General features: G+C 39.8%; 21 protein-coding genes. 9 read left to right on the top strand and 12 right to left on the bottom strand.

From position 1 onward, the window contains the following. Positions 1 to 151: 151 nt before the first annotated feature. The 4 genes from ACWPW6_RS15845 to ACWPW6_RS15830 all read left to right on the top strand — a co-directional run bounded on the left by ACWPW6_RS15845 (position 152) and on the right by ACWPW6_RS15830 (position 5,144). A complete protein-coding gene (locus ACWPW6_RS15845; protein ID WP_249999336.1) occupies positions 152 to 1,594 on the top strand; it encodes a purine-cytosine permease family protein in 1,443 nt (480 codons plus the stop codon). 135 nt (positions 1,595 to 1,729) lie between these two features. Beyond that, on the top strand, positions 1,730 to 2,485 hold the full coding sequence (locus ACWPW6_RS15840) for an electron transfer flavoprotein subunit beta/FixA family protein (RefSeq protein ID WP_163863030.1): 756 nt from the start codon (positions 1,730 to 1,732) through the stop codon (positions 2,483 to 2,485). A 14-nt stretch (positions 2,486 to 2,499) separates the two neighbouring features. Further along, entirely contained in the window at positions 2,500 to 3,450 is a 951-nt protein-coding gene (locus ACWPW6_RS15835) for an electron transfer flavoprotein subunit alpha/FixB family protein (RefSeq protein WP_154623628.1), read from the top strand. 11 nt (positions 3,451 to 3,461) lie between these two features. Further along, on the top strand, positions 3,462 to 5,144 hold the full coding sequence (locus ACWPW6_RS15830; protein WP_249999334.1) for an electron transfer flavoprotein-ubiquinone oxidoreductase: 1,683 nt from the start codon (positions 3,462 to 3,464) through the stop codon (positions 5,142 to 5,144). A gap of 109 nt (positions 5,145 to 5,253) precedes the next feature. On the opposite strand, the gene ACWPW6_RS15825 is transcribed toward ACWPW6_RS15830, so the two are convergent. After that, positions 5,254 to 5,970, bottom strand: coding sequence for a UTRA domain-containing protein (locus tag ACWPW6_RS15825; RefSeq protein WP_154623630.1), 717 nt, complete (start codon positions 5,968 to 5,970; stop codon positions 5,254 to 5,256). Between the two features lie 280 nt (positions 5,971 to 6,250). Here ACWPW6_RS15825 and ACWPW6_RS15820 point away from each other — a divergent pair, with 280 nt between their 5' ends. From ACWPW6_RS15820 to ACWPW6_RS15800, 5 genes are all read left to right on the top strand, one after another. Beyond that, positions 6,251 to 7,513, top strand: a complete 1,263-nt coding sequence (locus ACWPW6_RS15820; RefSeq protein ID WP_249999332.1) for a hypothetical protein — start codon at positions 6,251 to 6,253, stop codon at positions 7,511 to 7,513. After that, positions 7,510 to 8,634, top strand: coding sequence for a hypothetical protein (locus ACWPW6_RS15815; protein WP_154623632.1), 1,125 nt, complete (start codon positions 7,510 to 7,512; stop codon positions 8,632 to 8,634). The genes ACWPW6_RS15820 and ACWPW6_RS15815 overlap by 4 nt, the downstream gene beginning before the upstream one ends. Before the next feature lie 922 nt (positions 8,635 to 9,556). Next, positions 9,557 to 10,960: a tryptophanase gene (locus tag ACWPW6_RS15810; RefSeq protein ID WP_249999330.1), complete on the top strand. Its 1,404-nt coding sequence runs from the start codon at positions 9,557 to 9,559 to the stop codon at positions 10,958 to 10,960. Positions 10,961 to 11,028: 68 nt separating this feature from the next. Next, a complete protein-coding gene (locus ACWPW6_RS15805) occupies positions 11,029 to 12,276 on the top strand; it encodes an aromatic amino acid transporter (RefSeq protein ID WP_249999329.1) in 1,248 nt (415 codons plus the stop codon). Between the two features lie 242 nt (positions 12,277 to 12,518). Then, the gene (locus ACWPW6_RS15800) at positions 12,519 to 14,105 is read left to right on the top strand and encodes a methyl-accepting chemotaxis protein (RefSeq protein WP_249999327.1); all 1,587 of its coding nucleotides are present in this window, start codon (positions 12,519 to 12,521) and stop codon (positions 14,103 to 14,105) included. Between the two features lie 73 nt (positions 14,106 to 14,178). On the opposite strand, the gene ACWPW6_RS15795 is transcribed toward ACWPW6_RS15800, so the two are convergent. The 11 genes from ACWPW6_RS15795 to accC form a co-directional block, all read right to left on the bottom strand. Beyond that, positions 14,179 to 15,387 carry an ATP-grasp domain-containing protein gene (locus ACWPW6_RS15795; protein WP_163863024.1) on the bottom strand — a complete coding sequence of 403 codons (1,209 nt, stop codon included), beginning with the start codon at positions 15,385 to 15,387 and terminating at the stop codon, positions 14,179 to 14,181. Continuing rightward, positions 15,359 to 16,525 (bottom strand): MFS transporter, encoded by a 1,167-nt coding sequence (locus ACWPW6_RS15790; RefSeq protein WP_163863022.1) that lies wholly within the window; start codon positions 16,523 to 16,525, stop codon positions 15,359 to 15,361. The genes ACWPW6_RS15795 and ACWPW6_RS15790 overlap by 29 nt, the downstream gene beginning before the upstream one ends. Beyond that, the gene (locus ACWPW6_RS15785) at positions 16,522 to 17,556 is read right to left on the bottom strand and encodes a threonine aldolase family protein (RefSeq protein WP_249999325.1); all 1,035 of its coding nucleotides are present in this window, start codon (positions 17,554 to 17,556) and stop codon (positions 16,522 to 16,524) included. The genes ACWPW6_RS15790 and ACWPW6_RS15785 overlap by 4 nt, the downstream gene beginning before the upstream one ends. A gap of 970 nt (positions 17,557 to 18,526) precedes the next feature. After that, the gene (fis, locus tag ACWPW6_RS15780) at positions 18,527 to 18,823 is read right to left on the bottom strand and encodes a DNA-binding transcriptional regulator Fis (RefSeq protein WP_004258438.1); all 297 of its coding nucleotides are present in this window, start codon (positions 18,821 to 18,823) and stop codon (positions 18,527 to 18,529) included. A gap of 24 nt (positions 18,824 to 18,847) precedes the next feature. Next, positions 18,848 to 19,813: a tRNA dihydrouridine synthase DusB gene (gene dusB, locus ACWPW6_RS15775; RefSeq protein WP_154624870.1), complete on the bottom strand. Its 966-nt coding sequence runs from the start codon at positions 19,811 to 19,813 to the stop codon at positions 18,848 to 18,850. 316 nt (positions 19,814 to 20,129) lie between these two features. Beyond that, entirely contained in the window at positions 20,130 to 21,014 is an 885-nt protein-coding gene (gene prmA, locus ACWPW6_RS15770; RefSeq protein WP_154624871.1) for a 50S ribosomal protein L11 methyltransferase, read from the bottom strand. 17 nt (positions 21,015 to 21,031) lie between these two features. Further along, positions 21,032 to 22,495, bottom strand: coding sequence for a sodium/pantothenate symporter (gene panF / locus ACWPW6_RS15765; RefSeq protein WP_247047542.1), 1,464 nt, complete (start codon positions 22,493 to 22,495; stop codon positions 21,032 to 21,034). Next, complete coding sequence (locus ACWPW6_RS15760) at positions 22,485 to 22,727, bottom strand: YhdT family protein (RefSeq protein ID WP_154624873.1); 243 nt, start codon at positions 22,725 to 22,727, stop codon at positions 22,485 to 22,487. The genes panF and ACWPW6_RS15760 overlap by 11 nt, the downstream gene beginning before the upstream one ends. A 141-nt stretch (positions 22,728 to 22,868) precedes the next feature. Next, positions 22,869 to 23,171: a DUF202 domain-containing protein gene (locus ACWPW6_RS15755; RefSeq protein ID WP_154624874.1), complete on the bottom strand. Its 303-nt coding sequence runs from the start codon at positions 23,169 to 23,171 to the stop codon at positions 22,869 to 22,871. Positions 23,172 to 23,179: 8 nt separating this feature from the next. Further along, on the bottom strand, positions 23,180 to 23,527 hold the full coding sequence (locus ACWPW6_RS15750) for a YidH family protein (RefSeq protein WP_154624875.1): 348 nt from the start codon (positions 23,525 to 23,527) through the stop codon (positions 23,180 to 23,182). 141 nt (positions 23,528 to 23,668) lie between these two features. Continuing rightward, entirely contained in the window at positions 23,669 to 25,015 is a 1,347-nt protein-coding gene (gene accC, locus ACWPW6_RS15745) for an acetyl-CoA carboxylase biotin carboxylase subunit (RefSeq protein WP_154624876.1), read from the bottom strand. Position 25,016 lies beyond the last annotated feature (1 nt).

Here is a 25,016-nt window from a genome sequence, read left to right as displayed (position 1 = left end):
CAGGTTTAAGAATGTATTTCAATTTTTAATGGCGGGCTGTTTATAAAAACATAATAACGTCCGACTTAGCGTCTAATGGCTGTACCCTACAACAACCATTATGACAAATTGGTTCATTCTTTAAGCCAGCCTTGCTTAAAGAGGAGTTACCATGACAGTTTCAAACGACATAACCGCAGACAAAAAACATCGGCAGGATAATGTTCCTTTAATCGAAGCACGATCAATAGACTATATTCCTGAGTCGGAACGCCACGGGACATTATCGAGCCAATTTACCCTTTGGTTCGGTGCCAACTTACAAATTACGGCTATCGTGACAGGGGCATTGGCTGTCGTGTTAGGAGGTGATGTATTTTGGTCATTAATTGGTTTATTTATTGGCCAATTGTTGGGGGGAGCTGTTATGGCATTGCATGCCGTGCAAGGGCCAAAACTCGGACTGCCACAAATGATCTCAAGTCGTGTTCAGTTTGGTGTATATGGTGCGGTGATCCCAATACTGTTAGTGTGCATGATGTACGTCGGTTTCTCTGCTAGTGGTACCGTATTGGCAGGGCAAGCTGTTGGGCAATTACTGAATGTCAGTGATTGGGTAGGAATTTTGATCTTTGGTGCCGTGATCATCGCAATCACGATCTGTGGTTATCGAATCATTCACATGTTAGGTAAAGCGGCGAGTGTGATTGGTGTGATCGCCTTCTTCTACCTATTCTTCCGCTTATTCTATATGAATGATGTGTCGGTTTTATTGGAAAATCGCCATTTCAGTTGGACTAACTTCTTACTCGCGATGTCTTTGTCGGCATCATGGCAAATTGCCTTTGGTCCTTATGTTGCGGACTACTCTCGTTATCTACCGACAAAAACACCAACCATTAAAGCATTTTTAGCGGTAGGTTCGGGAACGGTTATTGGAACTCAAGCATCAATGATCTTAGGGGTCTTTGCGGCGGCCCTAGCAGGTAATGCATTTGCGGGTCATGAAGTTGCCTATATTGTTGGTCTTGGTAGTACTGGACTGATCGCAGCATTACTCTATATCAGTATTTTCTTTGGTAAGGTGACGATCACTGCACTTAATGCGTATGGCAGTTTTATGTCAATGGCGGCTATTTTCTGTGGCTTCCGTGGTAAGCAGCAAATTTCTCGTGGTCAAAGGTTGTTTTTCATCATCTTGATGGTGAGTTTTTCGACGGTTCTCGGTCTGGCTGGACAACACTCGTTCTTAAAACTATTTTCAGCCTTCTTACTGTTTTTACTCGCATTCTTTACACCATGGAGTGCAATCAATCTTGTGGATTACTACTGGGTAACGAAAGGACGTTATGACGTCCCTGAATTATCAAATCCTAATGGTCGTTATGGGCGTTGGAATAAAGTGGGCATTATTACCTATGTGATTGGCGTCCTCATTCAACTGCCTTTTATTGCAACCGGTTTCTATACAGGGCCTTTGGTTGAGCAACTGGGGGGCGTTGATATCTCATGGATTGTTGGCTTAGTGGCTACCAGTGTTATTTACTATGCAGCAATTAAAATATGGCCAATGTCAGTAGCGGACAGATTGATACTGCCATCATCAAATGCATAACCCATAGCAAATAAATATAAGTAACAAATAACGTTAAAACAAAAATAAGCGGGAATATTAGCAGTGAAATAATCACTGCTAAGGATCCGCTCAGCCTGAAAAACATCTTCTGGCAGAGAGTAATTAGGAGTCTTTATGAAAATTTTAGTGGCTGTTAAAAGAGTTATTGATCACAACGTTAAAGTTCGTGTGAAAGCGGATGGCTCCGGTGTGGAATTAGCGAATGTCAAAATGGCGATTAATCCTTTCGATGAAATTGCAGTTGAAGAAGCTGTCCGCCTGAAAGAAGCTGGTAAAGCGAATGAAATTGTTGTGGTATCAATAGGGGATAACAGCGCCCAAGAAACGTTGCGTAGTGCGATGGCAATCGGAGCAGATCGCGCAATTTTAATGCAAAGACCTCATGATTTAGTGCTAGAACCTCTCGATATTGCTCGTTTATTGCAGCAAGTGGTCATCGCTGAACAGCCTGATTTAATTCTGCTCGGTAAACAGGCGATTGATAATGATTGTAATCAAACAGGGCAAATGCTAGCGGCATTACTTAAATGCGCGCAAGCAACCTTTGCGTCTTCCATTGAAGTTGAAGGCTCATCATTACAGGTCACACGTGAAATTGATGGTGGTTTAGAGACGCTGTCTTTACCGCTACCTGCGGTCGTAACAACCGATTTACGTTTGAATGAACCTCGCTATGCAACACTGCCTAATATTATGAAAGCGAAGAAAAAGCCGCTTGAAATACAAGACATCTCTGAAATGAATTTTACCCCATTAGGGCAGGTAAAAATATTGACCGTGACTGAACCGAAAAAGCGATCAGGCCAGTGCACATTGTTTAATGATGTCAATGCATTAGTCAGTGAATTACAAGCAAAAGAAGTCATTTAATCGGGGGAATCATCATGAGCCAATTATCCATATTAGTTATGGTTGAACACGATAACCAAACAATTAAATCTTCAACGTACCATAGTGTGACTGCCGCAAAACAGATGTTATCAGGGCAAGGACAGCTGCATCTGCTTGTTGCAGGACATCAATGTAAGCAGGTGGCAGAGCAAGCGGCAACGATCGCGGGTGTTGAAAACGTGATCCTCATAGATAACAGTGAGCTCGCTCACCCGCTTGCTGAAACTGTGACTGATGCCGTGATTGCGGTTGCTGAAAATTATAGCCATTTAGTATTTCCTGCCACAACCTACGGTAAAAATATCGCTCCACGTGTTGCAGCAACGTTAGGCGTTGCACAAATCTCTGACATTACTGAAGTGATTAATGCACAGACTTTTGTGCGTCCTATTTATGCAGGTAACGCATTAGCAACGGTACAAAATAATGGTCAGCAAGTTGTATTAACAATCCGTAGTTCCGCTTTTTCTGGTACGACTGAAACGCAAAGTCCAGCTGCCATTGAAGAATGCACTGTTAATCATTTTAGTCCGTTATCTCAATTAAAAAGCCAATCATTAACGCAAATGAGCCGCGCTGAATTGAGCTCAGCTAAGGTCGTGATATCAGGCGGTAGAGGCTTAAATTCGAGTGAAAACTTTGCGCTACTTGAAACTATCGCTGATAAGCTTGGGGCCGCGGTTGGTGCATCGAGAGCTGCCGTTGATGCAGGTTATGTACCGAATGATTATCAAGTTGGGCAAACCGGTAAGATCGTTGCGCCCGATCTCTATATTGCGGTAGGAATATCAGGTGCGATCCAGCACATAGCAGGTATGAAAGAGAGCAAAGTGATCGTGGCGATAAATCGCGATCCAGAAGCACCAATTTTCCAAGTTGCTGATTATGGCATTGTGGGTGATCTATTCGAGATCTTACCTGAATTTGATAAAGCGTTGGCTTAAAGGGGGGGATCATGGCTATCGACAATAGTGTCAATGTAAGTGAGGCTCCCGAGCGGGAATCGATGGAGTTTGATGTCCTGATTGTCGGTGGTGGGCCAGCAGGATTATCCGCTGCAATTCGTCTAAAGCAACTTGCGGCAGAGAAAAACAAAGAGTTATCTGTTTGTTTAATTGATAAAGGTGCTGAAATAGGGGCTCATATCTTATCAGGTGCGGTTATTGATCCACGAGCTTTGAATGAATTATTACCGAATTGGCAGCAGATGCTGCCAAGTGAGCTGACAACCGTAACAGAAGACCGCTTTTTGTTATTAAAAGAACAGAAAGCGAGCCGGTTACCACTGGCTTTATTGCCCGCTAGCTTAAAAAATAGTGGGAATTTAATTGGTAGCCTTGGGCAAGTGTGTGCGGCATTAGCCTCACAAGCAGAGCAGCTTGGCGTCGACGTATTTGCAGGCTTTGCGGCAACGGAAATACTCTACGATGATGAAGGCACCGTTATTGGTATAACAACCGGGGATATGGGGCTTGATAAATCAGGCAACCCCACTTCACTGTATCAGCCCGGTATGAACTTATTGGCTAAAATGACCTTTTTTGCCGAAGGTTGTCGAGGCCAATTAGGTAAGCAACTTATAGAACGTTTTGATTTAGATAGTGGACGTGGAAAGCAAACTTATGGGTTAGGATTAAAAGAAATTTGGCAAATTCCTAAACCACAACATCAAGCAGGCTTGGTTGTTCACTCAATTGGTTGGCCTTTAGATAGCCGTACTTACGGTGGTGGCTTTGCTTACCATTATGGTGAAAACCTCGTTGCTATTGGCTTAGTTGTAGGCCTTAATTATGAAAATCCTTATTTATCACCTTTTGATGAATTTCAACGACTCAAAACGCATCCATCACTCAGTGCTTTTTTAAAAGGTGGTAAACGAATTAGCTACGGTGCGCGCACGTTAGTGGCTGGAGGATTGGCTGCATTACCAGAATTGAGTTTTCCAGGTGGAGCATTAATAGGGGATGATGCCGGTTTTTTAAATGCAGCACGGATCAAAGGAAGCCATTGTGCAGTGAAAAGTGGTGCGCTTGCTGCGGAAGCATTGTTTGAATCAATGAATGATGATGTGATTGATTATGCAAGGTTTAAAACAGAGTATCGTCAAAAATTCGAGCGTAGCTGGCTGTATCGAGAATTACATCAAACACGTAATTTCAAACCTTATATGAAAAAAGGCTTGTATTTAGGCTCCTTATTATTTGGTGCTGAACAGCTTTTACTAAAGGGGCGAACCCCTTGGACTCTTAAATTAAAACAGGCCGACCATGAATGTTTACAGGAAGCTCATAATTTTCAGCCAATAGATTATCCAAAGCCGGATGGTGTTCTGACCTTTGATAAGCCATCGTCGGTCTTTTTGTCGAATACAAATCATGAGGAAGACCAGCCTTGTCATCTGAAATTAAAAGATAATCATGTACCGGCAAAGATGAATTTACCTAAATATGCAGCTCCTGAGACGCGTTATTGTCCCGCTGGAGTGTATGAAATTGTGAGTATTGAAGACCAGCCTAAGTTGCAGATTAATGCGCAGAACTGCCTACATTGTAAGGCTTGCGACATTAAAGACCCAACACAAAATATTTGTTGGACAGCTCCACAAGGGGGAGAAGGGCCAATTTACCAAGGTATGTAATTTAAATTTGTTGTGATGTATTCCTGTTCAATAAGTAACAGGTGTTAGTTGTGCTTGTTTTATCAGTCGCTTTGGGGCATATAGATTTGCCCCATTTTTTTTGATCAAATTAAGGTGTATCAATACGTGAATGCAGCTTTAATTTATAACGCGAGCCGGCAGTTATCATATGGACATAGCTGATTAATGTGGAACCCGTCCACGTACGGCGGCTAAGCTGTAAGCACGGTGAGCCTTCTTTAATTGATAAAGATTGTGCAATCGCTTTAGTCGCTAATGCGGCCTCAATGGTATGTTCCATCTCACTGACAGGAAAATTTCGTTGTAAGTAGCCGCTCGGCGTTTCAGTATCACCAAAGTGTTGTTTCACAAAATCTGGTGCGAGGGCATGATTTACATAGCGTTCTTCAAGCATCAGTGGAATATCATTTTCAAAATGTAATACCTTACAATAGCTTATATCACTGCCTTCCATCACGCCGAGCTGTAAAGCAATTTCAGCCGAAGCGGCAATGACTTTGAGTTGCAATTGATGACCACTATATTTATTACCGCTTAATGAAATTTCATCGAAAATATCAAATGCTTTTGTGACAGGCAGCTCGTGTTTCTGCGAGGCGACAAAGGTTCCCTTACCAGCAATGCGATTCAGTATGCCTTTTTGGCTCAGTTCCGAAATGGCCTTATTCACTGTCATGCGGCTCACATTAAATTGTGCGCACAGTTCTAGTTCTGTGGGTATCTGTGTTTCAGGCTTAAAAATACCTAAATCAATACTACGCAGAATATAAGATTGAATTTGCTTGTATGCTGGTTGTGAAGTCATCGTGATTATTTAATCGATCATAGAGTTTTGGGAGAGTCCGCTCATTTTCCGTTTTACCGCACCAAATCGACGGTTTGTTCAAGTTTAACAGTAAAAACTTTCTTTGCTAGCCACCCTTGCCGGTTATGTCGAAAAATATCATTGATTGTGATTTTTTGGCGTGTCACGGATGTTAGCCTGTAATTATCTGAATTCTAATATTAAAGCCTAATTCTTATTGGGAGCATAATCTTTTTTGACTAAGATAGTTAAATTCTAATAAACAAGATAGGCACAGCAAATGGGTGTTCAATATTTTAATGTCACTTTATCTCAGTGTGATTATCAAAAAGTTATTCCGACAGGAATGGTTCGATTGATAGCGTCTGACCTCGTCTTCTTTTTTAATCTTGCAGATTTTAAACACGGTGAGGTTTTTTTAAAAAAACTCGAACAAGGTGATGAACTGGTGATCTGTGCTGAAAGATTAAATGATGGGAGTTATTGGATTAATTGGGTGTTTCATCAAACAAAGGGGCGGTTGGAGCCTGATAGAGAGGTTGGCTTTCATCGAGGAATGCTAAAATCACTTTTATGGGCGCTTGGATTATCCTCATTCTCAATATTAGCTTACTTTTGCTTTGCTTATGATGAAGAGAGTTTTTGGCTCATTCTGTTGGGGTCATTGGCATGTCTTGCTGTATTTAGCGGTGTGGTTATGGGGGCTCTGGTTATAAAAGAGATCTGCTATATTATTAGCCCACGTAGAAAATGGATATTAAAAGCGTTAGATAAGGTTATTGCTGGGCAATATCAAATTACACCTGAAAAAACACCACAAATTAATATATTAGGTACACGTAATCCTAAGATAAAACCAATGAAAGTTAAAGCTGTCCGTGAACCTAAAATATCACAGGAGGATGAGCTTAATTTGACTCGCGGCAAAGTTAATTTAGTGGAATCATTTCAGAGTGCGATTATGAGATATCGAGGCCCTCAGGAAATTTGCAATATAACAATAATACAGATTGATAGAAAACAATTTACGGTAATAACACCAGTAAATGAACCTGTATTTAATAACCATAGCTTATTTATGGCTCAAGGCGATGACATTGAAGTCTACCATAAAAAATTACGTCAGGCTGAGAATGAAGAAATCGTTTTTGGTATTTTTAATCGGCAAGATCAGCTTGCTTACTCAATAAGTAGAGGGGGCTGGCCACCAGAACGTAGTTTTTATTATTTATTGTGGATATTCATGGTGGGAATGATCGCATTTTTTACCCTTATGGTTTTGTCGATGAATATCGCTGATATCTTGGAAAGAGGGGGATACTGGGATCGTTGGGATTGGCAATATATGATGGATAATGGCATTGAGTTTATTGGCATGGCATCCTCTATCTCATTAGGCATTGGCTTTTTGAGCGCTTTATGCATAACAATTTATTTTTCGGTGTCGCAACGTGGCCGAATACATTTTCAAACTCAATACTATTTACGTTATTTACGCTTAAAACGTGGAAAGTCAGGTTATGTTACTGAGGTACGTGTATGAACCCATTTCTCAGTAAGAATTTTATTATTATTACGTTAGCATTCATTATCTGTGTAATTTTAACCATCGCTTTTCATTTCCGAGGTAATGCACAAGGGTGGACATGGCAGGATAACCCCCAAGCGAATGCGATGGAAATTGCAGACTTTGATTGGTTAAAATCGTACCCTACAGAAACAGGAATGTTGATTATTGCGCAAAGTAGCCGCAATACAGCCTATTACTCTTCCTATAATCTACCTTACCATGACTATAATTATCAGGTGCTTTTTGCTGATGAGACAGGAATACATTATATAGATAAAGGGGATAACAGTTTTTATAATGCGGCCTGTGATAAAACGGAATGTGTACTGTTTTTTGACGATGGTCGTCGAGTTTTAAATTTATCTGATTATTCCATCACGAAGATGCAGCCTTGGCAGGATAAATATGGAGAACAATTTTCTACGTTAATTATGGGGAAAATACTGCATACACAAAATGATCAAACCTATTTATCCGTGAGTAATGAAGCTATTTTTAAAACGCTTGATAAAGGTAGCACATGGCAATATTTGGCTAATGTACGTGACTTAGTTAAGTCTTATTATCCAGAAGAAATTGCGGATAATTCTAACTTCTCATTTGCAACCCAAAACAATGAACTTATTATCTGGTATAGCTATGGTAACGACATGGGGTCACTTGAGATTACCCTTGATACTGATAAAGGAAAGGTCGTTGGACATAAATGGTTGCCGTTACGGATCAATGAAGTTGAACAATCACCAAATGGCAATATTTATGCGATTGCACAAGAGCCATCACGTAAGCTATTTTCATTGTTACAATTTAATGATAATGGTGAATTTTCCGTGATCACTGAAAATGGATACAACCATTTGCATAGTTTACATGTGAGTAATCAAACGGTGTTGTTAAATGAAGATTGGCGAGGTCAATGGGGATATTTACTGATGAACGTAACAGACGGTAATATAACTCATCGAGCTGAGCTTAGTGATTTCAATAGACTCTTCAATAATGTCGATAATACTTTTATTAAATTAGCGAATAGTTATTCTAATGATATTGAAATAAACAATGGCGGATTAGTGAAATACAGTGTGGCCAGATAGCCAATAAAAACGGGCAATCTAGCCCGTTTTGACTTATCAAATGAATGTAGAAAATAAAACCACCAATAAACTGATTGTCTTTTTAAGACGGAATAAGCCACAGCATGTTATCGTATACGAAGTGGCTCATGGGATCCCTCAAATATGGCTTCTAATAAATTGTAAGCTATGAGCAACAAAATTCTCTACAGGTGACCGAAGTGTTTAGGGATGTAAAGCGATTGTTTCGTTATCTCTTATCAGTATTTATGTTGCGTTAATACGACTCATTCCAGCAAACGTAACGAATAAGTTATTAATGTAGATGTTTTGTTTAAATATAAATTTACCCGTAAATTAAGCCACTAATAAAAATCTAGCAGGGTTTTTGAGTTAATGAATATAGTTAAAAATCTCACTTAGTATAATGGCTATTTTTATTTAACTTAAGTTGTATTTTTTATATGAAATAGTCTTTCATCTAAATTTTTATATTTAAAAAGCTGTTATTAATCTGATGTTTTTATTTTATTTTTATTATAAAACAAACAGTTAAATATTTTTTTATTTTTATTGAGTAAGTTTCAATAATCTCAATAGGATTGTGATATAGTTCATAATGTTGTTGGGTAAATGAAAAAGAGTGTGATGTATGTACAATATCATGACACTTGTGATTAAAATATCAGCTCGGTTGTTATATATATAATGTCAAATGTTGTACTAATCCTTAATTAAAGGAGAATAGTATGTCTTTGTTAAATGAACTGCTAATATCAAGGTGTTTCTTCTATATGAAGAAATGGTTCAATATGGATGTTTCTTTAGCTTTCTTTTTTCCTCATAAATAGTCCTTTCTTCTTTTCTCTCAATTATCGTTAGCTTATTCATAATAGGCACGAACCGCTATTTTGTTATTTAATGAAAAATTAAAGGTATTATCATGGCTAAAAGAATCGTAGAACCGTTCCGTATTAAAATGGTTGAAAATATTCGTATTCCATCTCGAGGAGAGCGGGAAGCTGCATTAAAAGAGGCAGGTTACAACCCGTTCTTATTACCCAGTAGCGCTGTTTATATCGATTTATTAACTGACTCAGGCACTAACGCAATGAGTGACCACCAGTGGGCAGCAATGATCACGGGTGATGAAGCATATGCAGGATCGCGTAACTATTACGATTTAAAAAATAAAGTTAAAGAGATGTTTGGCTATGATTATGCCATTCCTGCACACCAAGGACGTGGCGCTGAAAATATGTTATTTCCTGTATTGTTGAATGTTAAAAGGCAACAAGGAGGAGCCAAAAAGCCTGTATTTATTTCGAACTTCCATTTTGATACAACCGCAGCGCATGTGGAGTTAAACGGTTGTAAAGCGATTAATATTGTTACGGAAAAAGCCTATGACTCTGAAACCTATGATGACTGGAAAGGCAATTTTGATATTCAGAAGTTGAAAGATAATATAGCTCAGTATGGGGCTGAAAACGTAGTTGCTATTGTTTCAACCGTAACCTGTAATAGTGCGGGTGGTCAACCGGTTGCAATGTCAAATCTTAAAGAAGTGTATGAGATTGCAAAACAACACAATATTTTTGTCGTGATGGATTCGGCACGTTTCTGTGAAAATGCCTATTTTATTAAAGAGCGTGACCCAAAATATAAAAATGCAACGATAAAAGAAATTATATTTGATATGTACAAATACGCTGATGCGTTAACAATGTCAGCGAAGAAAGACCCGCTATTAAATATCGGTGGTTTAGTGGCGATTAAGAATGATGAAAATATATTTACTTTAGCAAGGCAACGTTGCGTACCAATGGAAGGGTTTGTCACTTATGGTGGCTTAGCGGGCCGTGATATGGCTGCCATGGTACAAGGGCTTGAAGAAGGTGCTAACGAAGAATATCTTCATTATCGTATCGGTCAAGTCAAATACCTAGGGGATCGGCTGCGTGAAGGAGGGATCCCGATTCAATATCCTACAGGTGGACATGCAGTATTTGTTGACTGTAAAAAATTGGTTCCGCAAATCCCAGGGGATCAATTCCCTGCACAAGCAGTTATCAATGCACTGTATCTTGAATCGGGGGTTCGTGCCGTTGAAATTGGCTCATTTTTATTAGGTCGAGATCCTGAAACAGGTAAACAAAAACATGCGGATATGGAGTTTATGCGTTTAACAATAGCAAGGCGCGTCTATACCAATGATCATATGGATTATATTGCGGATGCATTAATTGGTCTTAAAGATAAGTTTCCAACATTAAAAGGACTGGATTTTGAATATGAACCTCCAGTATTAAGGCATTTTACAGCGAGATTAAAACCAATCAAATAATAGGTAATAATTTGGAGATTCCCGTGCAACGCGGGAGTCTCCCCCCTTATTTCTCTAAGGTAAATACCATGAATAATTCTACAGCGAAGAAAGAACCCTCCATATTGGTAGGGGGCTTTGTGCTCGGTGGCGCTATGATAGGGGCAGGTATGTTTAGTTTGCCCACGATTATGGCAGGAGCATGGTTTATTAATTCAGTTGTTATTCTATTAGTTGTTTGTTTTTTTATGTTTCATTCGGGAATCTATATTCTTGAATGTATATCAAAATATGGTTCAGGGACTAATTATTTTTATATCTCCAAAGAGCTGTTACCTAAATGGGCTTGTTATATTGCTAATGCAGCCTTAATATTTGTATTATATATTTTAATTTATGCTTATATCTCTGCTGCGGGATCAGTCATTAAAGAGGCTGCATCGATATATGGATTTGATGTTAATTTAAGGCTAATATTTGTTATCTTTACTTTTATATTAGGTACAAGTATTTGGTGGAGTGGTATTGGTGCTAGCCGTTTAACATCAATATTTTTATTAATTAAAATTATATTATTTATATTAGCATTCTCAGGGCTCTTTTTAATTGTTAAAACTGATTTATTATTAACCATTCCCTCTAAAGAAAGTCAGTTAACATTACTTCCCTTTATTTTTATCATTATTCCCTATGCAATCACTTCATTTGGTTATCATGGTAATGTATGTAGCCTATATAAGCTGTATCATGAAAATGAACGTAAGGTGGTCAAGAGCTGTATTATTGGGTGTTTGCTGGCATTGGTCCTGTATTTTTTATGGGTATTGGGTACGATGGGGAATCTGCCAAGACCGGAGTTTTTAACCATTATCAATAAAGGCGGTAATCTTGATGCCTTTATTGAATCGCTGTATTCCGTACTTAACAGCCAACATATTGCCACTTTCTTATTATGGTTTTCGATTAGTGCTGTATTCTGTTCATTCTTAGGTGTTGCGATAGGTTTATTTGACTATATATTGGCCTCTTTAAATTTCCAAGATAATAGTTCAGGGCGTATGAAATCGGCATTATTATGCTTTTTACCCCCATTGATACTCTGCATGTTATTCCCTAATGGGTTCTTAATTGCTATTGCTTATGCCGGAATGGCAGCCTGTATTTGGGCCATTATTTGTCCTGCGGTAATGGCTTTGAAAGCGCGAGAACGTTTCCCAAATTCAAGATTTAAAGTATGGGGAGGTAAAGGATTAATATATGCAGTGATTACTTTTGGAATTGTGGGCATTATTTGTCAATTACTCGCACAATTTAATTTATTACCAATATACCGCTAATTTTTAATTATACTTTTCACTCACTGTCAAAGGCACGGCAAGTTTTGCTGTGCCTTTTTTATGGGATGGAGGCGATAAATTAAAAATAACTTATCGATGTAAAACGTTTGATTAATAAATAAATACAGGAATGTGGAAAGGCTTAAATATAATGTGGGTACTTTTGTAAAGAACTAAAATTTTCTCTGATGGTGCCGATAAAGTGAAACATTGTCATTTTATCTTACCAAAAGAGAAATAATATGCAGAAACTTCGAAATTATTCTATTCGTGCTGTGATGCTAATATTGTTAGGTATTCTAGGCATGATATTAGTCGGTGTAAGCTTATATAGTGTATGGTCATTATCTCGAATGTCAGATGGAAATACACTTGATAGACAATTAGTTAAACAAATGACGGTGTTGAGTCAGGGGAACGACCAATATTTTCGCGTTGTCACTCGGCTGAGTCGAGTTATGGAAACCAAAAAATCAGGAGAGAAGTCTGATTATTCATCGGTGAAAGAAGCGATGGACAATATGGAACACTATCTGAATGAAATGAAATCCATTTCGCCTGGCCCAATGGATAAGCAAATTTCTGATCAAGTGATTAAAACATGGCAAGCGTTATTAAATGAGGGGGTGACGCCACAATTAGCGCTAGCAATCTCAAATGATATGGCTGCATATACTCAACATTCCCATGATATCACTCCTGCTTTGAGTCGTTCATTTGGTGAAGCGATTACTCTGTTTAACCAAACGGCAGAACAAATGATTGAACATACGCGTGATGTGGTGGATGAATTAATGCAAACCACGTTAATCGTCATTATTACAGCAGCATTATTGGGAATATTGATTGTTATTTTTACCGATCGCTATCTTATCAACATGCTCCAAAAACCACTCGATTTACTTCGCCAATATTTTGCACAAATAGCAAAGGGTAATTTAAGTGAGCCTATTAAGCCATTTGGGCGAAATTGTGTTGGTAAACTGTTTCCTTTACTTGATGAGATGCAAAATAGCTTACGTGAGGCGGTAACAACAATCCGTGCGGGGAGTGATAATATTTATCGTAGTGCTGCTGATATCTCTAAAGAAAATCATGACCTTTCATCACGCACTGAAGAGCAGGCCGCAGCATTGGAAGAAACGGCAGCGAGCATGGAACAAATAACCGCTGCGGTAAAACTTAATATGGAAAATGCCCATCAAGCGAGTGAATTAGCAGATGTTGCATCAACAATGGCAAATCAAGGCGATTCCATGATCAAATCGGTTGTTTTCACGATGGATGAAATTGATGATAGCTCAAAAAGAATTGCTGATATTATTAGTATTATTAATAACATAAGCTTTCAAACTAATATACTGGCACTCAATGCGTCCATCGAAGCGGCTCGTGCGGGAGTGCACGGACGGGGCTTTATGGTGGTTGCCGATGAAGTTCGTAAATTAGCGAGCGACAGTGCCGATGCCGCTAAAGAAATTGAACGTTTGATTGATAACTCAACTTCTTGTGTTGTAAAAGGCACACAGCTAGTGAATGAAATGGGAAGAACAATGGAAAATGTTCTGGAAAGTATTAATCAAGTCACAACCCTGATGAAGCAAATAGCTGACGCTTCTGATGAACAAAGTAAAGGTATCTCTCAGGTGAGTGTGGCGATCCATCAAATGGATGGTGTAACCCAACAGAATTCAGCTTTAGTTGAGCAAGTCGCAACGGCTGCAAGTTTACTGGAACAACAGACAGAAGACCTACAGCAATCGGTGAAAAAATTTCACTTAACAAAAGAGACTATACAGTCAGCGGCGAATCTCTCGATACCCTTATAGTCATCATTCTTTTATTCCAAGAAGGCTGCGTATTATGACCATGACTTAGCTTTCTTGGAACAAAGTCACCAGGTTATGCGTAAGTTATTTTGATCTGTTTTATATAAGTTTCGGCATCGGCAATGGCTTTTTCTTGGGTTGTTGCATGTGTAATAACGTAACCTAAACGACTATAACTATCTTTCAGCGAACCAACTTTTAAAGGCGTAGGAACAAAATTAGATAATAATGGCTGGGATGATAGAAATGTGGGTTTAATACTGTTAATTATTCCGGCTTTATCCGCTGTTAAAAATCGAATCGAAGCATAACATTTTTCTGGCGTTAACTGAGGGGTATATTCCATATCTTTTACGAACTGGGATAAATAGCAATGAACAAGGTCGAACCCTGTCGCGATTTGACACAGTTTATCGATCATTCCTCCTGCAACCCGTGGATTGATTTCAATCAGTGTGATGGAATCATTCTGTAATTTAAACTCGACGTGTACGACGGTATGAGATAACCCAATGTGTTTAAGCCAACTAATTAAGGTGGTTTTAATCTCAGGGTAGGAGGGTAATTCACAAGGGAAGTCATGACCTACCTCGACGGAATATTGCCCTGTCGTTGTATATTTTTTGGTTATTCCCAGTATTTCCCATTGATTTGAGGAGGTATCCCAGTAGGCCTCGGCACTATATTCATCACCATGAATAAATTCTTCAATAAGATAATCTGAAGATAATTCGTAGCCACGTTGATTAACCCTAAAGTGACAGATCTCTTGGATTGCGTTGGTCAGTTCTATAGGCGTATGACAAATCGTGACTTTACTGCTACCACTATCGTCGCAAGGTTTTACGACCAATGGAAATGATAGATTTGAGGTATCGATAGTGTCCTTAATATTGATAACATGATATTGAAAACCTTGATGGTATTGGCTCAATCGTTCACGAGTCTTTTGCTTATATCGGCATAACACTAAAGGTTTAATTGGCGGTGAAGGTAAACCTAATGCATGGGAAGCCGCTGCGGCAGTAATTAATCGATAGTCATCGAACGCGACAATACCATAAGTTGGATAATTCATGGCATGATTAATGACCGCTGTAAGGCTATCTGTATTTACCTCAGCGACATGATCGACAACATTTAATGGATTGTCTGCAATATGCTCATAGAACGAGCGCTGTTTGGTCAATAATATTGTCTGGTAACCTGCATTTTTTGCTATCTGAATCGCCCTTACGCCAGTTCCTGAGAGATTACACTCTAGAAATATAATCGCTTTCATGACTTTTCCTTTTAGTGAGTAAACCTTCGATAGAGAATAAAGAAATCAGCGTTAGGCATGAGCTAAATGGAATAAGGACGTGCAACTGATAGCGATCTGCCATAATTCCCATATAGGCACCACCAGACTCGGCTAATCCCCAGAAAAAGATGCATAGAGAGAGTGATAATTTTTTATTTTTAAAAGGGCATTTTTCTATAGATAGGCTGTTGTTGTAGGGGCTCCAAATTAACTCACTTAGCGTAAATAGTATGATTAATAAATACAGGCTTAAAGCTGACTGGAAATCAAATAGCAATAGTAAGATAGACACGAATACTAGGCTTAACTTATAAGTAATAATCTGTCTTTTAGTACTCTGCTTTGACAGTAAAGAGGTTGATTTCACTTGTAACAATATGATGAGTATCGCGTTTAATGCAAATAGTGAAGAAACGGAGACATAGCGAATAGTCTCGTTATGATTCGCTTCAAAGTGAAAGGCGAGATTCCTGAGTATTAAACCAATCATAAAAAAAGAGATTGAGCTATAGCAAACAAATAGCACCCACTCAGAAAAGGTTGCCACCACTTTATCGTTATTTTGCTGATTACTATGACTGTGTTTCACATTGTTTAATGTGCAAGAATAGAGCGACGATGACAGCATGACGACAGCTGGCAGGATAATAATCCCCGAATAAAAGCCATGATAAAACCATTCACCTATCACTCCGCCAATCGCAGATGAAATATTGACGGCAACATTTAGAATCGAAAAATTTTTAACACGTTCGGCGTGATTATTATTTTCAGCAATAAAAAGACTCGTGCAAACATTCGCAATAGAAAAACCGGCGCCAATGATGGCGGAAATAAACATAATGGCTATGACGTCAGTCATCGCATAGATAGATAGAAGGGATATGGCCGCGACAAGATAACTAAATATTAATGTTAGTTTATAACCGACAGCATCAATAATATAGTGCGTGAATAATGAACATGCTCGACTAATAAATAGAAATATAAATAAAATAACAGCCACGTTTTCTTCACTAATACCTTTGTAATTTATAAGGTAAATTGAATAGAAAGGTAAAAAACTATAAAAAGATAGGCCAGAAAGAAAACGCGACGTAATTATTTTATTTATCATAGAAAACCTTTATGCTTATCTATCGTTTCAAAGATGGATTTTATTTGATTAATCATTTCATGATTAATATTAGAGCTAGTGACAAAACGAACAGTATTTGCAGTCCATGCCGCCGCTAATACACCGTATTCTTTCAACTTGTTGACTAGAGCATCCGCATTATGACTTTTTATCATGACAATATTTGTTTCAACTGGATAAGCGAGTTGAAAATATTTAGTGCATATTAATTCTAGACTTTTAGCATTTATATGATCCCGTTCTAGACGGGAAGAGTAATTTTTTAATTTGTTTAATGCGATGGCAGCCATCAGCCCTGATTGGTGTAGTGCTCCACCATACCATTTTCTTATTTTTTTGGCTTTATCAATCTCATCTTGTCTTCCAATAAGCATAGAACCAAACGGCGAACCAACGCCTTTAGATAGGCAAAGATTTAGCATATCAATGTGTTCAGTATATTTTTTAGGTGAAATACCGAGCGATACACATGCATTTAATACGCGCGCACCATCTAAAAAAAGAGACATTTTTCTTTCATCACATAACATTCTTAATTGGGATATTTCATCAAGCGGAAAAATCATTCCTCCATAAGTGCTAATACTACTTTCTATTGATATAATTTTAGGTGTAGCGTATAAATTTGACCAACGAGCTTTATTATTGAACGCATTTAATACGTCAGACGTTGTTAATATGCCACTTTTAGTGTGCACATTATTAATCACTAGGCCATTTAATGCCGCAGTTTGTGAGGACTCAAAAAAACAAACATGATAACCCACTTCAGTTATCAGCTCTTCCCCTGGTTTTGATAGTACTCGCAAAGCAACTTGATTACTCATGGTTCCGGAAGGCATAAATAGCGCGCTTTCTTTACCAAAAAGGTCGGCAATTTTAAATTCCAGCATTTTGACATAACGGTCTTCATTATAACAATCATCACCGATGTAATCATAATTTATATCCAGTAAATCTTCAGGCTTTAATTTTGTCAATGTATCACTTCGAAGGTCAATGAGTTCCATATATAGTTTTATTCCTAATTATTTTAAGTTGAATCATTATGGGGGTATTTCTCGGTCATAATAGGAATAAATTATTTTTATGAATCTATAAATAATATTTTTACAAAACAAGTTTTTATTTTTTATAACAAGGTAATTGTGAGCGGTATCATGCTTTATGATTTAGAATTAATTGTAATTTAAATTATTTTAATAAGTTAATATCCAAATTAATAGATGTCATATATATTTTTAATCTCACCATTATTCAAAGTGAATAAGGTGATCTTTTTAGGGGCGATTAATTAATTCGAATCATCATTAAATCATCACCTGAGCATATGAGTGGCAGTTTTTATGACATCTAAATGTATAGCACCAGGGTTTGAGGTCTGTCGATTATGCGGGGGATAAAAGAATTTATCGGCTAACGCTAACAATATACGCTGATTTATCTACTATCTGTGCTGTGGTTGATTTGATTTTTCGCTGCAATCTATATGCGATATGCTCAAAGCGAGATCGAAATGTGATAAGTCAGTGAGCGAACGATGAGAGTGTGATGGGAAACGATATGATCGTGATGATCTTCAAGTGGCTTCTTGAGAGGGCTTATTGTCAGCAGGATCAAGTTATCGCATACCAATAGAAAACGATTTGCGGATAAGCATAGATGGCTTAACCCCTTTTGAAGGTAGTTGATGCCGAAAGGTTTAACGACAGCCCTTTTACCTTGATAGAGTCATGTGTGGCTTCATTTTTCCTATCATGGTAGATATCGCGCGGTTTTACAAAATAGTCTCTAGTATGCAGCGGAACATGCGAGGTATTTTCAAATTGCTGAAGGCCGCAACGTGAGCACAATAAATAGCATCAATCGATATTCAGGTGGGGAGAGGTTATCAATAGTGAGATGACTTATTTAGGTCATAAAAAAGCACTTCCTGAAAACAAGAAGTGCTTCTAAAAACACGGCATTAACCGACTAGGATTAGTTCATGCCGTATTTTTTCAGTTTCTTACGCAGCGTACCGCGGTTGATACCCATCATCAGGGCTGCACGGGTCTGGTTTCCACGGGTATATTGCATAACCATGTCCAACAAAGGCTGCTCTACCTCAGCCAATACCAGCTCATATAAATCGTTAACATCTTGATTGTTTAATTGAGCAAAATAGTTCTTCAGTGCTTGCTTAACTGAATCACGCAATGGTTTTTGAGTTACTTGATCTTGTGAATTTACAGTAGCAACGGTTAGTACGTCAGAATTTACGCGTTGTTCGAACATAGTTCTGTCAGCTCTTATCTTTATTTACGCAAAGTATTCAAAAAATGCTTCCAACACCTCCAGCTGTTCGCTGGCGTCCTCAATGGCGTTGAATGAGCGCCGGAACTGGTCATCAGGTGCATGCTCCTGCAAATACCAAGAGACATGTTTGCGCGCTATACGGGCTCCTTTGCCTTGACCATAAAAGTCGTGCAACTCCTGTACATGCGCTATCATAATGCGCTTCACCTCTGCCATTGGCATGGGGGGCAACATTTCACCTGTGTCCAGATAATGCTGGATTTCCCGAAAGATCCAGGGTCTTCCCTGAGCCGCTCGTCCTACCATCAGGGCATCCGCCCCTGTGTAATCCAAGACAGCTCTGGCTTTAAGCGGGTCAGTAATGTCGCCATTGGCAATAACCGGAATGGCAACAGTCTGCTTAACTGCCCGTATATTGTCGTACTCCGCTTCACCATTGAACAAACAGGCACGCGTCCTGCCGTGAATAGTTAATGCTTGAATACCACAATCTTCGGCCAATTTGGCAATTTCTATGCAGTTTCGTTCTTCAGGTGACCAACCTGTGCGGATCTTCAGTGTGACAGGAACATCAACTGCTTTCACTACCGCCGACAGGATAGACTCTACCAAGTCGGGATAACGTAAGAGTGCTGAACCCGCAAGCTTACGATTCACTTTTTTAGCTGGACAGCCCATATTGATATCGATGATTTGGGCACCACTCTCAACATTAATCTGAGCTGCTGCGGCCATTTCATCGGGATCATTGCCAGCTATTTGAACGGAACGCACCCCCGGTTCATCGCGATGAACCATTCTAAGTCTCGATTTGTCTGTCTTCCAAACCTGTGGATTAGAAGAAAGCATTTCTGAGACTGTCATACCCGCACCCATGTCATAACAGAGGGACCGGAATGGTCTATCTGTTATGCCTGCCATGGGGGCAGCAATAAGACAGTTTCGCAACTGATATTGTCCGATTCGCATAACTAAAGGGGGCCATACTGTGACTGCAAGGGCGCGTATATTACGCATTTTTTTCGAGATATGAAAGGACAAACTTTGAGCAAACCGTTATTTATTACTAATTTTTTTATCTTGATTTTTTCAAGAAACAATTATTAGTCTTATATAACAACTGGTTAAGTGAATTTATAGCAAATCCACAAAAATCATTGTTGACCTGTTCAAATCTCAAGCAGGATAGAAAATCACCAGCAGTTGAACAATATTTGAGCTATAAGATAATCTATTCCCGCTTCAATTTCAAAGAAATTATTCACTGATTTTTATTATAAATTTATCAAAAACGCTTGACACCAGTGATACGACACCACTCCTCTTTTTCTGCGATAGGGTCTATTGCAAATAGCTCACGATATGCGTCGGCAACGCCTTCTGCTTGTGTAGCCAGAACACCTGAAAGCCCTAATAAACCGCCTGAACGTGGCAGTACGCTGATCATAGGTGCTAACTCACGTAATGGGCCGGCTAAAATATTCGCGACGACCACGTCAGCTTGTAGCTCTTTTGGTTGATCCTTAGGTAAGTAGAGTGATAAGCGTTCTGAAACACCATTGCGTTCAGCATTATCACGACTGGCGATTATGGCTTGAGGATCGATATCGATCCCAATGGCTTGCGCTGCACCGAGTTTCAAGGCTGCGATGGCAAGAATGCCGGATCCACAACCAAAGTCGATAACGGTTTTACCTTCAAGATCGAGTCCGTCTAGCCACTCTAAGCATAATGAAGTGGTTGGGTGAGTTCCCGTGCCAAAAGCAAGGCCGGGATCTAACATCACATTGACGGCGTTGGGATCAGGAACATCTCGCCAGCTTGGACAGATCCAAAGACGTTGCCCAAAGCGCATTGGATGAAAATTGTCCATCCATTCTCTTTCCCAATCTTTATCTTCAAGTTGTTCGATTTTATGAATGAAACCTTTTTCGAGAAGAGGGCTGTTCTCTAATTGTGCAACAACCCTTTTCATATCCGTTTCTGCATCATAGAGGCCAATAACATCAGTATCCCCCCATAAACGCGTTTCTCCAGGGAGCGGTTCGAATACTGGGGTGTCATGGCTATCTTGAAAGGTAACCGAAACGGCACCGCTCTCAATGAGTTCATCGCCAAGTGCTTCGGCGTGTTGTCCAGTTGAGTTAAGTCTTAGTTGTATCCAAGGCATAGTGATTCTCTTTTTACTTAATTTTTTGCGGGCGTAGCCAATTGATTGGCTGCCGATTGTACTGGATTTTTACCGAAAAGATTACCAATAATAAAAGCAATAAGGCTAAATACCAATGAAGGTACAATGGCATGAAAGCCTAACAGCTCGATTTTCAATGATGCCAGTAGTGCATAAGAGACACCGCCAACGACCATACCGCTGATAGCACCTTTACTATTGGCTTTTTCCCAATAGAGGCCTAGCACAAGTGGCCATAAAAAGACGGCTTCCAGTCCACCAAACGCCAATAAATTAAGCCAAATAATCATTTTTGGCGGATCCCATGCGGCAAAGAGCAGCAAAGCACCCAGTATCAAGGTTGAAAAACTGGAAATACGAGCCAGTTTTTTCTCATTTCGAATTTGTGCTGGCGCCGCACTTAAATAGATATCTTTAACTATAGTTGCTGATGATTGCAGTAGTTGTGCGTTGATGGTGGACATGATCGCTGCCATTGGCGCCGCTAAAAAAATACCGGCCGCAAATGGGGGCAATACTTGTACCATCAATGTCGGGATAACCTGATCAGGGATAGTGAGGTCTGGCAGAATTGCACGGCCTAATGCTCCGGCAAAGTGCATACCAAACATCAACATTGCCATGACTATCGTGCCTAAAATAATACCACGATGAACAGCTTTACTGTCTTTATAGGAGATACAGCGCACTGCGGTGTGTGGTAGCCCGATAACGCCAAAGCAAACTAAAATCCAGAAAGACGCAAGGAAAGGTGCGCTCAAAATATCATCGGCGCCTTCTACTGATACCAATTTAGGGTCAATGGTCTGTATTTTTCCGACTGCTGCACTGAGTCCACCGGCATGGTAGATAATGGCGACGAGTAAAATCACTGTTCCTAGCAGCATAACAAGGCCTTGTAAGGCATCATTGAGCACACTAGCACGGAAACCACCAATCGCGGTATAGAGCGCGATTGAGACACCAAAAATGATTAAGCCATAGGTATAAGGGATACCGGCTGCGGTTTCGAGCAATCTGGCTCCCCCAATAAATTGCACGGTCATCGCACCGAAAAAAGCCACCAGCAGGCTGAGGCTTGCAAACCAGACTAAAAAGCGGCTTTGATAACGTGCATACAACATATCATTCAATGTTACGGCATTATATCGGCGAGCTAAAATAGCAAATTTTTTACCAAGTACGCCTAACGATAACCAGATCGCGGGTAATTGGATCATCGCCAGTAGCACCCAGCCTAAACCGTATTTATAGGCAGCTCCTGGTCCACCAATAAAGGAACTGGCGCTCACATAGGTCGCGGTGATGGTCATTGCAAGTACAAAGCCACCCATCGAACGATTACCGAGGAAGTACTCATTGAGGAAAGCTCCCTGTGTGCGTTTGCGATAAGCGTACACAGATAGCAGAAATACCAAAGCGAGATAGCCTATTAGAGGGAGTAGGACTTCAGTCTGCATCCTTGTCCTCCAATGGAATATCTTTAAAAATAATGTTGACCATCATAATACACAGTAAAATGAAAATGATGGGTAGAATGAGACAGGACCATTCAAACCATACAGGTAAGCCTGTAATTCCAATGGTATTGCTTGGAAGATAGGCACAAATCACCCACCCAATTAAATAGGCGATGGTCAGATAGAATGACCAGCGGGCTTCCTTATTTGATTGAAGAAAACGTTTATCCATACGTATTTCCCCCTCATAGAAATAAAAATAATCAGCGATTGTACGACAAACCTAGGGATGTGTGTAAAAAAACCGATAAAGGCTATTGAATATGTTCGATTTGTCATCGAATAATATGGCGTGTATGTAGGGTAATAGGGATTATTTGTCTACGAATAGAGAGAGGATAAATAGAATTGACATCGCGAAGATAGCGAACGCAGTGATGTAGAGAAAAAGTGCACTATCAATTTTTAGTCCATTGTTTTGATAAGAGCGTGAAATATGTCTTTTGCAGCTAATGATACCCAGTAGCGTGATAGCAATCAGTGCAGCAGAAAACATAAGCCATGACGACGCTAATAATCCCAAGCGAAAAAAAAGCAATCCATTGATCGCCAATAGCAGTAAAGTTCGGCTCCAAGCTTGTTGTGTTCTTTCTGGTTGTAAGCCAGGGTCACGCATCACTATACCTATAGTAAGATGTAAAGTAAGGAAATTAAGGCAATAGAGACAATAAACAGGCTCATCATGGTGAGAAAAGAGGTATATTTCAAAGGTTCCTCTTTACGCATTGCAATCTCGTTTTGTCGCCAACGATACAGTGCCATGATTGCGGTAATGCCGCCAGCCGATGACAGAAAAAGCGCTAATAAGGTTTTTAACCAAGAGTCTTGCAGTAGCTGTTCGATAGCGATTGCCCCTGCTAACAAGGCCAATGCGGTTCTTATCCACGCAAGGAAGGTTCTTTCATTTGCTAGGGAAAAGCGGTAGTCCGGTGTTTTGCCAATATTTTTCCAATCATGATGTTTGAAGGCCATGGCGATTATTCACTGTGTTGGTTGGATTGATTGTAATGAATGACTATATTAAATAGCTCTTGCTCATGATGCAAAAAAATACCGGAAAGGGTGTTTTCCGGTATTTGATGAATGAAAGAATTATTTTAGTGATTCAGAATATTATTCTTGAATACCTAATTTTTTCTCCAAATAGTGGATGTTAGTACCACCTTTTTGGAAGTTTTCATCATTCATGATCATTTGGTGTAGTTCAATGTTGGTTTTGATACCATCGATGATAAGCTCATTCAGTGCGTTTTTCATACGCACAATCGCAATTTCACGAGTTTCACCATAGGTGATCAGCTTACCAATCATTGAGTCATAATATGGAGGCACGGTATAGCCTGCATAAATATGGGACTCCCAACGCACACCAAAGCCACCCGGAGAATGGAAACGAGTGATCTTACCTGGGCTAGGCATAAAGGTGTTTGGATCTTCTGCGTTGATACGGCATTCAATCGCATGACCGTGAACAACGATATCTTCCTGTTTGACAGACAACGGTAAGCCTGAAGCAACACGTAGCTGTTCTTTAATTAAGTCAACACCCGTAATCATTTCTGTTACAGGATGCTCAACTTGAATACGGGTGTTCATCTCAATAAAGTAGAACTCACCGTTTTCATACAGGAATTCGAATGTTCCCGCACCGCGGTAGCCGATTTCGATACAGGCATTTGCACAACGCTCACCGATACTACGGCGAACTTCAGGCGTGATACCCGGCGCAGGTGCCTCTTCAACGACTTTCTGGTGGCGACGTTGCATTGAACAATCGCGTTCTGCTAAATAGATAGCATTACCTTGGCCATCAGCCATAACTTGGATTTCAACGTGACGAGGGTTTTCAAGGAATTTTTCCATATAAACCATATCGTTGTTGAAAGCCGCTTTAGCTTCGGCACGGGTTAGGCTGATTGATGAATCTAAGTCTTTTTCATGGCGTACGACACGCATACCACGACCACCACCGCCACCCGATGCTTTAATGATCACTGGGTAACCGATACGCTGTGCGATAGCTCGGTTTTTGTCTGTATCGCTGCCAAGAGGGCCATCGGAACCGGGGACGCAAGGTACACCTGCAAGTTTCATCGCCTCGATAGCGGAAACTTTGTCGCCCATTAGGCGGATGGTTTCAGCTTTAGGTCCGATAAAAATAAACCCTGAACGCTCAACTTGTTCTGCAAAATCAGCATTCTCAGACAGGAAACCATATCCTGGGTGAATAGCTTGAGCACCTGAAATTTCTGCCGCTGAAATGATAGCGGGAATGTTCAGGTAGCTTTTTGTGGATGCGGCTGGACCGATACAAATAGTTTCGTCAGCCAACAACACATGTTTTAGATCACTATCTGCCGCGGAGTGAACGGCTACGGTCTTGATACCTAATTCTTTACAGGCTCGAAGAATACGTAGTGCGATTTCGCCACGGTTAGCAATGACAATTTTTTCCAGCATG

The organism is Providencia sp. Marseille-Q8014 (assembly GCF_965112055.1).
The sequence above is the reverse complement of the archived record's forward strand: the minus strand, read 5'-3'. Positions and strand labels throughout refer to the sequence as shown.

Bases quoted from the DNA above. Each gene is read 5' to 3' on its own strand.
- ACWPW6_RS15820 (WP_249999332.1), top strand. From the start codon at position 6,251: ATGGGTGTTCAATATTTTAATGTCACTTTATCTCAGTGTGATTATCAA.
- ACWPW6_RS15755 (WP_154624874.1), bottom strand. From the start codon at position 23,171: ATGCGTGACCCTGGCTTACAACCAGAAAGAACACAACAAGCTTGGAGC.
- dusB (WP_154624870.1), bottom strand. From the start codon at position 19,813: ATGCGAATCGGACAATATCAGTTGCGAAACTGTCTTATTGCTGCCCCC.
- ACWPW6_RS15845 (WP_249999336.1), top strand. From the start codon at position 152: ATGACAGTTTCAAACGACATAACCGCAGACAAAAAACATCGGCAGGAT.
- ACWPW6_RS15835 (WP_154623628.1), top strand. From the start codon at position 2,500: ATGAGCCAATTATCCATATTAGTTATGGTTGAACACGATAACCAAACA.
- ACWPW6_RS15750 (WP_154624875.1), bottom strand. From the start codon at position 23,527: ATGGCCTTCAAACATCATGATTGGAAAAATATTGGCAAAACACCGGAC.
- ACWPW6_RS15795 (WP_163863024.1), bottom strand. From the start codon at position 15,387: ATGAAAGCGATTATATTTCTAGAGTGTAATCTCTCAGGAACTGGCGTA.
- ACWPW6_RS15760 (WP_154624873.1), bottom strand. From the start codon at position 22,727: ATGGATAAACGTTTTCTTCAATCAAATAAGGAAGCCCGCTGGTCATTC.
- ACWPW6_RS15815 (WP_154623632.1), top strand. From the start codon at position 7,510: ATGAACCCATTTCTCAGTAAGAATTTTATTATTATTACGTTAGCATTC.
- ACWPW6_RS15825 (WP_154623630.1), bottom strand. From the start codon at position 5,970: ATGACTTCACAACCAGCATACAAGCAAATTCAATCTTATATTCTGCGT.
- ACWPW6_RS15785 (WP_249999325.1), bottom strand. From the start codon at position 17,556: ATGGAACTCATTGACCTTCGAAGTGATACATTGACAAAATTAAAGCCT.
- ACWPW6_RS15800 (WP_249999327.1), top strand. From the start codon at position 12,519: ATGCAGAAACTTCGAAATTATTCTATTCGTGCTGTGATGCTAATATTG.
- ACWPW6_RS15810 (WP_249999330.1), top strand. From the start codon at position 9,557: ATGGCTAAAAGAATCGTAGAACCGTTCCGTATTAAAATGGTTGAAAAT.
- accC (WP_154624876.1), bottom strand. From the start codon at position 25,015: ATGCTGGAAAAAATTGTCATTGCTAACCGTGGCGAAATCGCACTACGT.
- fis (WP_004258438.1), bottom strand. From the start codon at position 18,823: ATGTTCGAACAACGCGTAAATTCTGACGTACTAACCGTTGCTACTGTA.
- ACWPW6_RS15830 (WP_249999334.1), top strand. From the start codon at position 3,462: ATGGCTATCGACAATAGTGTCAATGTAAGTGAGGCTCCCGAGCGGGAA.
- ACWPW6_RS15805 (WP_249999329.1), top strand. From the start codon at position 11,029: ATGAATAATTCTACAGCGAAGAAAGAACCCTCCATATTGGTAGGGGGC.
- ACWPW6_RS15840 (WP_163863030.1), top strand. From the start codon at position 1,730: ATGAAAATTTTAGTGGCTGTTAAAAGAGTTATTGATCACAACGTTAAA.
- panF (WP_247047542.1), bottom strand. From the start codon at position 22,495: ATGCAGACTGAAGTCCTACTCCCTCTAATAGGCTATCTCGCTTTGGTA.
- prmA (WP_154624871.1), bottom strand. From the start codon at position 21,014: ATGCCTTGGATACAACTAAGACTTAACTCAACTGGACAACACGCCGAA.
- ACWPW6_RS15790 (WP_163863022.1), bottom strand. From the start codon at position 16,525: ATGATAAATAAAATAATTACGTCGCGTTTTCTTTCTGGCCTATCTTTT.